12 protein-coding genes and 1 tRNA gene are annotated in these 13,019 nt (G+C 72.3%); 3 read left to right on the forward strand and 10 right to left on the reverse strand.

Annotation, left to right across the window (positions count from 1 at the left end):
* Window positions 1-1,427, reverse strand: a 1,427-nt coding sequence (locus tag ACK4LS_RS08455; RefSeq protein WP_409716009.1) for an acyltransferase family protein, incomplete at its 3' end; no start/stop codon positions are given.
* A gap of 298 nt (window positions 1,428-1,725) precedes the next feature.
* On the opposite strand from ACK4LS_RS08455, the gene ACK4LS_RS08460 reads away from it, so the two are divergent.
* The 3 genes from ACK4LS_RS08460 (at window position 1,726) to ACK4LS_RS08470 (ending at window position 4,908) form a co-directional block, all read left to right on the forward strand.
* The gene (locus ACK4LS_RS08460) at window positions 1,726-3,726 is read left to right on the forward strand and encodes a protein kinase domain-containing protein (protein WP_409716012.1); all 2,001 of its coding nucleotides are present in this window, start codon (window positions 1,726-1,728) and stop codon (window positions 3,724-3,726) included.
* 127 nt (window positions 3,727-3,853) lie between these two features.
* Window positions 3,854-4,717, forward strand: coding sequence for a hypothetical protein (locus tag ACK4LS_RS08465; protein ID WP_409716015.1), 864 nt, complete (start codon window positions 3,854-3,856; stop codon window positions 4,715-4,717).
* Window positions 4,714-4,908, forward strand: coding sequence for a hypothetical protein (locus tag ACK4LS_RS08470; protein ID WP_409716018.1), 195 nt, complete (start codon window positions 4,714-4,716; stop codon window positions 4,906-4,908). Before ACK4LS_RS08465 ends, ACK4LS_RS08470 begins: the two co-directional genes overlap by 4 nt.
* A gap of 21 nt (window positions 4,909-4,929) precedes the next feature.
* Here the strand turns inward: ACK4LS_RS08470 and ACK4LS_RS08475 are convergent, their stop codons facing one another.
* From ACK4LS_RS08475 to recO, 9 genes are all read right to left on the reverse strand, one after another.
* Window positions 4,930-5,181, reverse strand: coding sequence for a hypothetical protein (locus ACK4LS_RS08475; RefSeq protein ID WP_409716021.1), 252 nt, complete (start codon window positions 5,179-5,181; stop codon window positions 4,930-4,932).
* A gap of 77 nt (window positions 5,182-5,258) precedes the next feature.
* Window positions 5,259-5,334: transfer RNA gene (locus ACK4LS_RS08480), tRNA-Asn, on the reverse strand.
* A gap of 62 nt (window positions 5,335-5,396) precedes the next feature.
* Window positions 5,397-6,170 carry an ATP-binding cassette domain-containing protein gene (locus tag ACK4LS_RS08485; RefSeq protein ID WP_409716159.1) on the reverse strand — a complete coding sequence of 258 codons (774 nt, stop codon included), beginning with the start codon at window positions 6,168-6,170 and terminating at the stop codon, window positions 5,397-5,399.
* Window positions 6,171-6,329: 159 nt separating this feature from the next.
* A complete protein-coding gene (dnaG, locus tag ACK4LS_RS08490) occupies window positions 6,330-8,171 on the reverse strand; it encodes a DNA primase (protein WP_409716023.1) in 1,842 nt (613 codons plus the stop codon).
* On the reverse strand, window positions 8,171-9,523 hold the full coding sequence (locus ACK4LS_RS08495) for a deoxyguanosinetriphosphate triphosphohydrolase (RefSeq protein WP_409716026.1): 1,353 nt from the start codon (window positions 9,521-9,523) through the stop codon (window positions 8,171-8,173). The genes dnaG and ACK4LS_RS08495 overlap by 1 nt, the downstream gene beginning before the upstream one ends.
* Window positions 9,495-10,661 carry a tRNA dihydrouridine synthase DusB gene (dusB, locus tag ACK4LS_RS08500; RefSeq protein ID WP_409716029.1) on the reverse strand — a complete coding sequence of 389 codons (1,167 nt, stop codon included), beginning with the start codon at window positions 10,659-10,661 and terminating at the stop codon, window positions 9,495-9,497. The genes ACK4LS_RS08495 and dusB overlap by 29 nt, the downstream gene beginning before the upstream one ends.
* 81 nt (window positions 10,662-10,742) lie before the next feature.
* Entirely contained in the window at window positions 10,743-11,426 is a 684-nt protein-coding gene (locus ACK4LS_RS08505) for a DsbA family protein (RefSeq protein ID WP_409716032.1), read from the reverse strand.
* 28 nt (window positions 11,427-11,454) lie between these two features.
* The gene (locus ACK4LS_RS08510) at window positions 11,455-12,279 is read right to left on the reverse strand and encodes an isoprenyl transferase (protein ID WP_409716035.1); all 825 of its coding nucleotides are present in this window, start codon (window positions 12,277-12,279) and stop codon (window positions 11,455-11,457) included.
* Entirely contained in the window at window positions 12,276-13,004 is a 729-nt protein-coding gene (recO, locus tag ACK4LS_RS08515) for a DNA repair protein RecO (RefSeq protein ID WP_409716038.1), read from the reverse strand. The genes ACK4LS_RS08510 and recO overlap by 4 nt, the downstream gene beginning before the upstream one ends.
* Window positions 13,005-13,019: the final 15 nt, after the last annotated feature.

The raw sequence follows: 13,019 nt of genomic DNA on the forward strand, positions 1-13,019 counted from the left end.
ACGGGCGCGGCGGGGAGCGAGGGCTCGCGAGCGGGTCGCGAGTCGGGGGCTGCGGGTGCCGTCCGCCGCGGCGTCGCCGGGATGGCCGTATCCGCGGCGCCCTCGTCGGGCAGTCCGACCGCCGAGGAGGCGGTCGACGCGGATGCCGCGGTCGCGGCGGGCGGGCGCGCGCCGGGGTAGTAACGCTGGCCGGGGACCCACCCGACAGGACGCGACGTCTGGGCAACCGTGCGGCGGGGGGCCGCGGGCGCGGGCGACGCGGTCGGCGGAGTCGGCGCGGAGACGGCCGGTGTCGAGGCCGCGGGCGCACCCGCCGTCGACGCGTCCGCCGGTGTCGCGTCCTGCGACGACCGGGCCGCGGGCCAGGGCGCCCGGTGCAGCGGCTGCTCCACGCCGAGATAGGTCGCGACGGTCAGAACGAGCATCGTCAGAACGGTGATCGCCGTCGCGGCCGGCCCGGGACTGAGCAGCACGCCGGCGAAGACGATGACGGGCAGATGCCAGAGGTACAGCGAATACGAGGCGTTGCCGAGCGCGACCGACAGCGGATTCGTCAGAACGAACAGGTGACGGTGTCGCGGATCGCCACCGATGCCGCCGGCGATCACGAGGGCGGCGCCGACCACCGGCATCGCCGCCCAGGGCGCCGGGAAGGGCTGTGTCGGGTCGACGACGAAGAAGGCCGCGACGACGACCGCTCCGCCCGTCCACGCGACCAGGCCGCGCGGGAACGCCGGCAGGCGCGACAGCAGGGGTGCGCTCGCTGCGAGCACGGCCCCCACGCCGAGCTCGCCGGCGCGGGTCAGGGTGGAGAAGTACGCCAGGCTGGCATCCACCGGCGTCAGGGACATCGCGGCGAGGGCGGACGCCCCGACCACGGCGAGGGCGGCCGCACCGATCGCGAGCCGACCCCCGCGGCCGCGACGCGCTTCCGCGGGGAGCGCGCACACCGCCAGGATCACCACGAGCGGCCACAGGAGGGAGAACTGCTCCTCCACCGAGAGCGACCAGAAGTGCTGGAGGGGCGAGACGTCGGTCGCCGCGAAGTAGTCGCGACCTTCGATCCCGAAACGCCAGTTCGACACCAGGCCCAGGGCCGAGAGCGCGTCGCCCAGGGTCTTCTCGGCGCGCACGGGTGAGAACACGGCGAACGCGGTGGCGACGACGGCTCCGAGCACCACGAGGGCCGCGGGCAGCAGGCGCGTGACCCGCCGCGCGATGAAGGCGCCCAGACGCACCGTTCCCGACTGGCGGAGGTCGGTCAGGAGGATGCCGGTGACGAGGAACCCCGAGAGCACGAAGAAGACGTCGACCCCGACGAAGCCCCCGCGCGGCCAGCCGGTGAGGTGCGTGACGACGACGGCGACCACGGCGACGGCGCGGAGTCCCTGCAGGTCTCGGCGCACGCGCGAAGCGGGGGCGGTCACGGCGAATCCTCTCGAGCCGGCGTCGACGGCCGGAAAGAGCCTAGTGGAACCGCTCCCAGATCGCGGGCATCGCCGGGCGTGCACAGCGGATCGGCGTGATGGTGGGGCCGACCGGCGAGCGGCGCGGCGCCCGCGAGCAGATCCGAGCGAGGCGGCCGGGGACCCATTATGAGCGTCGGCGGCTTTCGCCGCCACCCCCGGTTCCGGCCACGGGCGGCGACGTAACGTTCGATGCGGCGGAGATCTCCCGGTTCCGTCTTCGCTGCTCGCCACCGCGGCGCTCCCCGTGAAGGACCCGATGAGCCACGCACCCGACATGTCGATGCCCCACGCGGGCGACATCCTCGGCGGACGCTACGTTCTCGTCGACCGCATCGGGGCGGGGGGCATGGGACGCGTCTTCCGCGCGCGCGACGAGGTTCTACGCCGCGACGTCGCGGTCAAGATCTTCTTCGCCGACCGCACCGACGAGGCCGAACCCGCCCGCCGCATGTCGGAGGCGCGCGCTCTCGCCGCCCTCGACCACCCTTCCCTGGTGACGCTCTACGACGCCCGGCTCGACACCGGCGACCATGTCTACCTGGTCATGGAGCTGATCGACGGCCCTTCGCTGCAGAGGCGCATCGAACAGGGCCCGGTGGCGACGGCCGAGGTGGCCGGCATCCTGTCGGATCTCGCCGGGGCCCTGGCCGTCGTGCACGACGCCGGCATCGTGCACCGCGACGTGAAGCCCTCGAATGTGCTCTTGCGGCCGACCCGCGGCACCGACCGCGGGTTCGAGGCGGTCCTCGCCGACTTCGGAGTCGCCCACCTCGTCGACGCGACGCGGCTGACGACCCCCGGGACGGTCATCGGCACCGCGGCCTACCTCGCACCCGAGCAGGTGCGCGGCGAACCGCCCCGGGCGGCCTCCGACGTCTACGCTCTCGGCTTGCTCGCCATCGAGGCTCTGACGAGACTGCATCCGTTCGGCGGCGGCTCGTTGCAGGAGACGCTGCTGGCCCGCCTCGCGCGGCAGCCCGACGTGCCGACGACCCTGGGGTATGCCTGGCGCTCGCTGCTCGTGGCCATGACCGCGAACGATCCCGACGTACGCCCCACCGCCGCCGACGTGTCCGAGCGCGCGAGCGCCTTGGCCGACGGCCTCGGGGGCACCGCCCTCGAGACCGGTCCCGTCACGGTCACCGTGGCGAGTCCCTGGGCCCAGCTCGGGCTCGCCGACACGGGGGATGCCGTGGCCGCACGGGCGGACACACCGACCGCCGTGGTCGCCGCGCCGGTGAGCGGTCTCACGGAGGCCTCCTCTCCCGCGAGGTCGGCTGCCTCCCCCGCGGACCCGGCGGCGTCGAGCGGTTCCGTCACCGCCGCGCCGATGATCGCGGACGAGGAGGATCGGCCGGCGACGCCCGCGGATGCGGCGACCGCGAGTGCACCGACGGAGTCGCCCGCACCCGGCGCCGGTGCGCGCGACGTCGACGTGACGGTCGGCGCGACACCGGGTGTCGACGCGACCGACGCTCTCTCAGCCTCGCCCGTCGCTCCGCCGGTGGAGTCGTCGACGGTTCCGGCGGTCTCGCCTGCCCTCGCCACGGGTGACCACGCGCCCCGCGCCCTCGGAGACGCCGCATCCCCTCGGGCCGACGTCGTTTCGCGGCGTTCCCGCGCCGCCTCCGCCGCCGTGCCGTCACGCCGTCGGCGACGCCGGTGGGTGATGGGCGCAGCTGCGGCCGCGGTGGTGGTCGTGGGAGTGCACGTCGTCGCCTTCGCCCTCGGCGCCGCCGGTGACCCCTATACGACGGTCGGCGTCCCCGACCCCGGTCCCTCGGTCGCTGCGTCGACGCCGACACCCGCCCCGACACCCGTCGCATCGTCCGACGACCGGGCCTCGAACGTCGAGCAGGTGTCGACGCGGAACGATGAGGCGACCACCATCGCGGAAGAGGCGCCCGTCGACGGTGTCCCCTCCCATCCGACGCCCGTGAACCGTGCACCGGACGAGCTGCTGCCGGCTGAGCCGCCGGCATCCGCGTCGAATCCCGGCGTGGCGAACGGAACGGGTGGAAAAGCGTCGACCGGCACGGGCAACGGCGCCACGGGCAACGGCGGCACAGGCAGCGCCAGCACAGGCAACGCCGGCAACGGTAACGGCAAGGCCGGCGGCGCGAACGTCGGAAACGGAAACGGAAACGGCGGCGGGGCCGCGCCGGGCCGCAGCGCCGACTCCGGCAAGGGCGCGAACGGCTCCGGAAACGCCGGCGCCGGCCCCAGCGGCAAGGACGGCGCACCGGGCAAGAAATGACCGCCTCCGCCGCCCGCCACGCGCCGATACTCTGCCCTTCCGACACGGAGCGTCGGCGGCGTCGCGTGCGGTCGGGGGGTCTTCGCGCGGGCGCGACGGCCACGTTCGCCCCCGGACCGGGGGGAAGATGACACCGAGAAGAGCCGCGATCATCCTGGCCATCGTCGCCGTGGCCCTCATCGCGACGTCCGTGTTCTTCCTGCCGACGGGTGGCCTGGTCAGCCTGCTCGCGGCGGGCGGCATGGCTGCGGGTCTGGCCGCTGCCGGCCAGGCGGTGGTGTGGGCGACCCGTTCCTCGTGGGAACCCGAGACCGCGCCGACGCCGTCTACGCCGGATCGCGCGCACGCCCAACGCCGTGCGCGACGTGTGCTCCGCATCCTGGGCTGGGTCGCGATCGGTCTGGGCGTCATCCCCGCCGCCTTGCTGTTCAGCGTCGACTCTTTTGCTCCGTCGGCGGTTCTGCGGCTCGCCGTCCTGTCGGCGACCGCCGTGGCCCTAGGGGTGGTCACCCTCGTGGCCGTGCGCGTGGCCGGGCGTTCCCGCCCCGAGGAGGATGCCGAGGTCGAGGATGACGCGCCCGCGATCTCCGGGTGGATCCGTGTGTCGCAGCGCGATCGCGCGACCGTGCTGATCTTCGCGCTGCCCGGTCTCTTCGGCGCGTTGTGGGCCGCCTGGCAGGTCCTTCCGGCCTTCCTCCTCCTGCGGAACGAGGACTCCTTCGCGGTTCCGATCATCGTCCTGGGGGCTGCGGCGGTCATCGTCGTCCCGGCCACGTGGGTGTGGCGGCGGACGCCCGACGTCTGGGTCGACGTCGATGCCGAGCTTGTGCGCGCGGGGTCTCGCACCGTCGCGTGGTCGGCCGTCACCGCAGCGCGGGTGGTGGCGACGGGCGGTCTGACGGGCGGTACGCGTTCGGTGTTCCTCACCTGGAAGGACCCGACAAGCTCCGCCTGCCTCTCCTGCTGCGACGTCAGGGCGGTCTCGCGATGACACCGTCGCAGCGTCGCGCCGCCGTGGCGCTGATCGAGGGTGCAGACATCTCGCTCCCCCGTGCCAAGGAAGACCCCCACGGTAAGTTCTCTCGCACGCTCTTCCCCACGCACGTGGATGCCGCGCAGGCGCGCGACCTGGTCGCGCGCCCCCCGCGCTCCGACGAAGACCTCCCCGTCACCCTGGTCTGACGCGCTCCCCGCGCTGCGCCGTCACACCGCGTCGGAATCCTCGGACGAAGCGGATGCCGGCGCGTTGCGCTCCCGCACCAGGGCCCGCCTCCGAAGGCCCAGCGCGCCCACGCTGGCGATCACCGTGCAGAGCGAACCCGCCACCGTGAGCCAGTTGCCCGTTCCCGTGAGCACGATCAGGAGGATCATCGCCACGACGACCGAAGCGCTCACGCACAGGAGCACCCACCAGAGCACGGGTGACCCCGCCCACCGCTGATCGCCGTCATCCACCGCACCAGTGTGGCGCACGCCGGCCACACGGCAAAGGCCCGGATCCCGCGACACACGCGGAATTCCGGGCCTTCTCCTGGCTCCCCGGCTTGGACTCGAACCAAGAACCTATCGGTTAACAGCCGATTGCTCTGCCAATTGAGCTACCGAGGATCATGCTCACCTCGCGGCGGGCAACCCCACGATACTAACAGCACGCGGGGTCGGTGGGAAAATCAGCCGGCCGAAATCCGTCGCTCGGGCGTGCCGCCGGGAGTCCACTGCAGATCGCCGCCACCGTGCCCCAGGCCGACCGCGTGACCGGCGTGGAGGACGAGCACATCGGCATCCAACTCGCGTGACGCGTCGGCGTCGTTCGTCACGACGAGCGAGGCCATCTGGCGCTCGTCGCGGCGGCGGATGATGGCTGCCCGCACGGCCGCACGCACCTCGACGTCGAGGTTGGCGTACAGGTCGTCGGCGACGAACAGCCGCGGCTCGAGCACGAGGGCCCGGGCCAGCGCGACCCGCTGCCGCATGCCGGCGCTGAGCTCGTAGGGATACTTCGGGGCGGTACCGAGCGGCAGCTCCATCTCGTCGAGCAGCGTGGCCACGCGGACGGCGAGGGCACGCGTGTTCACCCGCCGGTCGCGGCTGGTGATGGGCTCGGCGATGACGTCCTGCACGGTGAGGCGCGACGGCAGCTTCGCCCCCGCCCCCTGCGGCAGATATCCGGTGTGGAAGGTCCACTCGCGCCGTGCGCGGCCGGGTCGGCGCGCCGAGATGCCGTGCACGCGCGCGTCGCCGCCCACCACGACGAGTCCGTCGTCGGGGTGCCCGGCCAGCACCGAGACGAGCGAGGTCTTGCCCGCTCCCGTCGCTCCGCGGACGACCATGGTGCGTCCGGCCGCGAGCGAGAAGGTCACGCCGTCGATCACCCGCACGCCGTTGCGCGCGAGCGAGAGGTCGTCGGTGCGGAGGGCGACGTCGTCGTCGAAAGACCGGGGCATCTGATCATCTTCGCCGACGAACGTGGTGCGCGCACCGGGCTTCCCCGCCGACACGCCGGTGCGGTAGCGGTGCATGACGCGCGGGAGCGTGGCGTGATCGAGCCGGTGGCGCCGGCTCGCGGGCCGCCGCGCCCGCACAGGTCGACGAGCCGCCGAAGCTCAGGGGTCGACGAGCCGCTGACGGTCCGCGTCGAGCTCGCGCAGGCGCAGGCGTAGACGTCGCCCCTCCTCCGAGTCGGCCGGCACACGCTGGATGCCGCGGAGCAGCTCGTCCTTCTCGCGTTGCAGCTCGCGCACGAGCAGCCCCCGCGCGAGGTCGTTGGCCGATGCGATCGCACCCTCCTCGGTACGCGCCGGGAACTCTGCCGTGAGCAGTTCAGCGGCCAGCGAGCGGAAGGGCTCGCGCACCGCCTCGACCGCCGTGACGGCCCAGCCCGGTTGCGACAGATCCGTGGATGCCAGGGCGCCGCGCACGGCCTCGAGGGCGGGGTGGCCGAACGGCGTCTGCAGCGCCCGCAGGAACAGCTCGGGCTCGATGCGGTGCCCGTACTGCAGGAAGGCCATCATCGCGCCGCGCTCGAGGGCGACGTCGCGCGTGTGCGGGAGCGACGCCATCGTCACCGACACGGCGACGGGTGCGGCATCCGCCGTGCGCTGGGCCTCGCGCTTCTCGGCGCGGTCCGCGCCACGGGCGGCCCGCTCGACGGCCGACTGCACCTCGGGCAGGTCGAGGCCGAGCCGGCGCGCGAGCACGCGTACGTACCCGGGCCGCAGCGCCGGGTCGCGGATGTCGGCGACGATCGGGGCCGCGGCGTTCAGCGCTCCGGCGCGCCCCTCGACGCTCGAGAGGTTGAAGTCCTTCAGACGCTGGTCGATGACGAATTCGAACATCGGCGCCTTGTTCTCCATGAGGGACCGCACGGCACCGTCGCCGCGCTGCAGGCGCAGGTCGCACGGGTCGAGCCCCTCGGGCGCGACGGCGACGTAGGTCTGCGCGGCGAAGCGCTTCTCGTCGGCGAAGGCGCGGAGCGCCGCCTTCTGCCCCGCGGCATCCGGGTCGAAGGTGAAGACCACCTCGCCCGCGGCGCTGTCGTCGCCCATCACGCGGCGCAGCACCGTGATGTGGTCGCTGCCGAAGGCGGTGCCGCACGAGGCGATCGCGGTGGTGACGCCGGCGAGGTGACAGGCCATCACGTCGGTGTAGCCCTCGACGACGACCACGCGGTGCGAGCGTGAGATGTCGCGCTTGGCGAGGTCGAGGCCGTAGAGCACCTGCGCCTTCTTGTAGATCGGCGTCTCGGGGGTGTTGAGGTACTTGGGGCCCTGGTCGTCGTCGTACAGCTTTCGCGCGCCGAAGCCGATGACCTGACCGGTGACGTCGCGGATCGGCCACACGAGCCGCCCGCGGAAGCGGTCGTAGACCCCGCGCTGCCCCTGCGACACGAGACCCGCCTGCAGCAGCTCGTCACGCGAGAACTTCTGCGCGAGCAGGTGGTCCATGAGGTGCGACCAGCCCTTCGGGGCGTAGCCGACGCCGAAGTGCGCGGCGGCGCCCGCGTCGAAGCCGCGATCGCCGAGGAAGCGGCGACCGGTCTCGGCCTCGGGCGTCATCAGCTGCGCGCGGAAGTACTCCGCCGCGGCCGCGTTGGCGGCGTACAGGCGCGAGCGGCCGGTGGTCTCGGGAGCCGCTCCCCCGTCTTCGTAGTGGAGCGTGAAACCCACGCGCGCGGCCATGCGCTCGACGGCCTCGGTGAACGAGACGTGGTCCATCGCCCGCAGGAACGAGTAGACGTCGCCCGATTCACCGCAGCCGAAGCAGTGGTAGTAGCCCACCTGGGGCCGCACGTTGAAGCTCGGGCTGCGCTCGTCGTGGAAGGGGCACAGGCCCTTCATCGACCCGACGCCCGCGGGCTTGAGCGCGACGCGCTCTCCGATCACGTCGGCGATGTTGACGCGCGCCTTGACCTCCTCGACGTCGGCCTGACGGATGCGTCCCGCCATCAGGCGTCCGCCCCGCGCGACGCGCGCGCGCCCGGCGCCCAGACGCCGAGCTCGGCGGCATCCACTTCGCCCACCAGTCGGCCGTGCCACGAGATCGCGAGCTGGTCGGTGAGGCTGGCGACCTGGTCGACCACGACACGGCGGCGCGCGGTGTCGTCGTGGGCCGCGGCGAAGTCGGGCGCGTGCAGCGCGTCGAGGGCGCCCGGGTTCTCCCACAGGGCGGACGCCAGCCGCTTGAGCACGTGCCGCTGCTCGCGGTACAGCACCTTGCGGCCGTCGATCGAGACCACGGTGGCGCCGATGATGCCCTTGAGCACGGCCATCTCGACCTCGACCTCGGCGGGGACCACGACGTGCGCCCGGTACCGCGTGAGCTCGTCGGCGGGGTACGCCTCGCGGGTCGCGGCGGTCGCGGCGCGCGCGAAGCGGCCGATGAGGTCGGAGGTGAGGTTCTTCAGGCGGGCGAGGGCCGGACGCGATCCGTCGAAGGAGTGGATCCACTCGGGCATCGCCATCAGGCGGTCGAGGCCCGCGGCGAGGTCGTCGCGCACGAAGTCGTAGCCGACCCAGCGCTGGATCGCGTCGAGCAAACCCTCACGACCGACGCGGGATGCCAGGCGGGCGGGGTCGACGTAGCGGTTGACCACCGCGTCTTCGAAGTCGTGGACCGAGTACGCGATGTCGTCGGAGAGGTCCATGACCTCGGCCTCGATGCAGCGCTGTCGGGCCGGAGCACCGCCGCGCATCCAGTGGAAGACGGGCTCGTCGTCAGGGTAGACCCCGAACTTCAACCGGCCGCCCGGGTCGGGGACGGGCTCGTCGACGGTCCAGGGGTATTTGCAGGTGGCGTCGAGGCTCGCGCGCGTGAGATTGAGACCGAACGGCTCGCCGTCGGCGCCGAAGACCTTCGGTTCGAGCCGGGTGAGGATGCGCAGCGTCTGCGCGTTGCCCTCGAAACCGCCGATGTGCTCGGCCCACTCGTTGAGGGCGCGCTCCCCGTTGTGACCGAAGGGCGGGTGCCCCAGGTCGTGGCTGAGACACGCGGTGTCGACGACGTCCGGAGACAGCTGCAGAGCGGTCGCGAGTTCGCGGCCGACCTGCGCCACCTCGAGGGAGTGCGTGAGGCGGTTGCGCGCGAAGTCGGCGGGGCTCGCCGGGCTGAGCACCTGCGTCTTGGCCGCGAGGCGTCGCAGCGCCGCGGAGTGCAGCACGCGCGCGCGGTCGCGAGCGAAATCGTCGCGCTGCGAGCGGTGCCGTTCGACGTGGAATCGGGCGGCGTCGTCGTCCTCGTAGCCGAGGGGACGAGCCGCCGTCACCACCACCTCACCCGCCACTGTGGTGCAGCTCCGCATCGGCCAGGGCGCGACCGGCGGCGTCGCCGATCTCGCGGGAGTCGAGCCATCCGTCGGGCAGGGCCGGCCGCTTCGGGGTGCCGGCACGACCGCGCTGGCCCTCGGCCGCGGACCCCGGGTAGGGGGCGTCGAGCTCCATCGTGGCCAGCAGCTCGTCGATCTCGTCGAGCGTCGAGGCCGTCGCGAGGCTCGCGCGCAGCTCGCCGCCGACGGGGTAGCCCTTGAAGTACCAGGCGACGTGCTTGCGGATGTCGCGGCACCCGCGCCCCTCGTCGTCGAAGAACTCCACGAGCAGCTCGGCGTGTCGGCGGAAGGCCTTCGCGACGAAACCGAGGGTCGCATCCACCGGCTCGGCGTGCGCGGCTCCCGGGCCGCCGAGGGCGCGCGCGAGGTCGCCGAACAACCACGGACGGCCCAAGCACCCGCGCCCGACGACCACGCCGTCGCAGCCGGTCTCGTCCATCATGCGCACGGCGTCGTCGGCCGACCAGATGTCGCCGTTGCCGAGCACCGGCACGCTCGTGACGGTCTCTTTCAGCTTCGTGATCGCGGCCCAGTCGGCGTGGCCGGAGTAGAACTCGCTCGCCGTGCGGGCGTGCAGGGCGATGGATGCCACGCCCGCCCCCTCGGCGATGCGACCGGCCTCGAGGTAGGTGAGGTGATCGGCGTCGATGCCCTTGCGCATCTTGACGGTGAGGGGCTTGTCGCCCGCCGCCGTGACGGCCCGCTCGACGATCTCGCGGAACAGCGACGTCTTCCACGGAAGGGCCGCTCCCCCGCCGCGGCGCGTCACCTTGGGTACGGGACAACCGAAGTTGAGGTCGATGTGGTCGGCGTGATCTTCTTCGACGATCATGCACACCGCCGCCTCGACGGTCGCGGGGTCCACACCGTAGAGCTGGATGGAGCGCGGGGTCTCGGACTCGTGGTGGCGGATGAGTCGCATCGTGGTGTCGTTACGCTCCACGAGGGCGCGCGTCGTGATCATCTCGCTCACGTAGAGCCCGGCACCGTATTCGCGACACAGGCGACGGAACGCCGTGTTCGTGATGCCGGCCATGGGAGCGAGCACGACGGGGGCGTCGAGTTCGATGTTGCCGATGCGAAGCGTTCGCGCCGGAGCCAATGCCGTATTCACCGTTTCATTCTCCCAGACCGCCGACGACGACGGTGCCCGCCTCCGAGCGCGTCGAGGACGGGCACCGCCTGGGGAGGAGCCTCACGCGTCGGCGGTCTCGGTGACCTCGCGACGCTCGCCCCACACCTGGCGGGCGATCTGACTGAACGCTTCGACCGGCTGCGCGCCGCTCACGCCGTACTTGCCGTCGATGACGAAGAAGGGAACGCCCGTGATGCCGAACTGGCGTGCCTGCTCCTGATCGGCGCGGACGGCCGCGCGGTACCGCTGCGAGGAGAGCGCCTCGCGGGCGGCGTCCGCGTCGAGACCGGCCTCGGTCGCGAGCTGCACGAGGTCGTCGTCGCGGCCCACGTGACGACCCTCGAGGAAGTAGGCCGACATGAGCAGCTCCGCGAGCTCGAGCTGGCGCCCGTTCTCCTTGGCGAAGTGCAGCAGCTCGTGCGCCTTCACGGTGTTCGTGTGCTGCAGGATGTCGAATCGGTAGGCGAGGCCGGCGTCGGCGGCGACGCCCGTGACGCGGTCGAGCATCTCGCGCGCGGCGTCGGGGGAGATGCCCTTGTGCTGCGACAGGTAGTCGATCTCCCCGCCGTGGAAGTCCTCGGGGGTGTCGGGCGACAGCTCGAACGAGTGGTACTCGATCTCGACGACCGGGGCGTCGTCGTCGGCGGCCGTGGCGGCCAGGCCGTTCTCGAGGTTCCGCTTGCCGATGTAGCACCAGGGGCAGGCGATGTCGCTCCACACGTCGATCTTGATGGCATCCGTCATATCGCGTGCAACTCCTCGCATCCGGGATCTATTCCGCCGACGGCATCGACGCGGCCGTCGGGGTGTCGACCGCCCCACCGAAGCGGCGATCCCGCGAGAGGTAGAGGCCGATCGCGTCCCACAGGTGGGTCCGGCGGAAGTCGGGCCAGAGCGTGTCGAGGAACACCATCTCGGCGTACGCCGACTCCCACAGCAGGAAGTTCGAGGTGCGCTGCTCGCCGCTCGACCGCACGAAGAGGTCCACGTCCGGCATGTCGGGCTGGTAGAGGTGCTTGCGGATCAGCTTCTCGGTCACGGCCGAAGGCTTGAGGCGCCCGGCGGCGATGTCGTCGCCGATGCGCCGCACGGCATCCACGATCTCGACGCGACCGCCGTAGTTGACGCACATGGTCAGCGTGAGGGTGGAGTTGCCCTCGGTGAGGCGCTCGGCGTGCTGGAGCTCTTTGATGACCGAGCCCCACAGGCGGGGCTTGCGGCCCGACCAGCGGATGCGCACGCCCCACTCGTTCAGCTGGTCACGACGGCGGTGCAGCACCTCGCGATTGAAGCCCATGAGGAAGCGCACCTCGTCGGGAGAGCGCGACCAGTTCTCGGTCGAGAAGGCGTACACCGACAGATGCTTCACGCCCGCCTGGATGGCGCCGGCGACGACGTCGAGCAGGGCCGCCTCCCCCGCTCGATGACCCTCGACGCGGGTGAGTCCCTGCCGGTTGGCCCATCGGCCGTTGCCGTCCATGACGATGGCGACGTGCTCGGGAACGGCCCCTCTCGGGTAGGCCGGCGGGTACTCCCCCGTCCAGTCCAGCGGGCGGTACGGCACGGCGTCGCGGTGCGTGAACGGCTTCGGTGTCATCGAGACGACTCCAGGTGCGTGAGGGAACGGATGCCGCGCTCGAGATGGAACTGCGCGTACGCGGCGACGAGGCCCGAGGCCGCGGCGGTCGTGCGGCCGGGGGCTGCGTCGATGGTCTCCCACTCCCCCGCCATGAGCGCGCGGAGCATGTCGACGGTGTCGCGGGCGACGCGCGGGGAGCCCGCGGGGGCGCAGGTCGAGCAGACGACACCGCCGAGCTGCGGGAGGAAGTAGTCGTGGTCGCCGACCGTGCCGCAGCGGGCGCACTCGGTCAGCCCCGGCGCCCAGCCCGAGAGGGCCATCGCGCGCAGCAGGTAGGAGTCCAGCACGCTGCGCTCGGAATGCTCCCCGCGGGCAAGGGCGCGGAGTCCGCCGACGAGCAGCAGATACTGCTGGGGCGTGGCCTCGGCCTCGTTCAGTCGGTCGGCCGTCTCGACCATCGCGCTCGCGGTCGTATACACGTCGTAGTCCGCGACGATCTCGGCCCCGTACGAGCCGAGCGACTCCGCCTGCTGCACGATGTCGAGGTTGCGCCCCTTGAACAGCTGCACGTCGGCGACCATGAAGGGTTCCAGGCGCGAACCGAACTTCGACGACGTCCGCCGCACGCCCTTCGCGACCGCGCGGATCTTGCCGTTGCGGCGGCTGAGGAGGGTGAGGATGCGGTCCGCCTCCCCCAGTTTGTGGGTACGCAGGACCACGACCTCGTCGCGGTAGGTGGGCACAGTCCATTATCGGCC

The organism is Microbacterium sp., from assembly GCF_046295495.1.
Lineage (GTDB): Bacteria > Actinomycetota > Actinomycetes > Actinomycetales > Microbacteriaceae > Microbacterium.

Excerpts from the sequence above, each read along its gene's own strand:
- ACK4LS_RS08460 (WP_409716012.1), top strand. The coding sequence starts at position 1,726 with ATGAGCCACGCACCCGACATGTCGATGCCCCACGCGGGCGACATCCTC.
- ACK4LS_RS08465 (WP_409716015.1), top strand. The coding sequence starts at position 3,854 with ATGACACCGAGAAGAGCCGCGATCATCCTGGCCATCGTCGCCGTGGCC.
- ACK4LS_RS08470 (WP_409716018.1), top strand. The coding sequence starts at position 4,714 with ATGACACCGTCGCAGCGTCGCGCCGCCGTGGCGCTGATCGAGGGTGCA.
- ACK4LS_RS08485 (WP_409716159.1), bottom strand. The coding sequence starts at position 6,170 with ATGCCCCGGTCTTTCGACGACGACGTCGCCCTCCGCACCGACGACCTC.
- dnaG (WP_409716023.1), bottom strand. The coding sequence starts at position 8,171 with ATGGCGGGACGCATCCGTCAGGCCGACGTCGAGGAGGTCAAGGCGCGC.
- ACK4LS_RS08495 (WP_409716026.1), bottom strand. The coding sequence starts at position 9,523 with ATGCGGAGCTGCACCACAGTGGCGGGTGAGGTGGTGGTGACGGCGGCT.
- ACK4LS_RS08505 (WP_409716032.1), bottom strand. The coding sequence starts at position 11,426 with ATGACGGATGCCATCAAGATCGACGTGTGGAGCGACATCGCCTGCCCC.
- ACK4LS_RS08510 (WP_409716035.1), bottom strand. The coding sequence starts at position 12,279 with ATGACACCGAAGCCGTTCACGCACCGCGACGCCGTGCCGTACCGCCCG.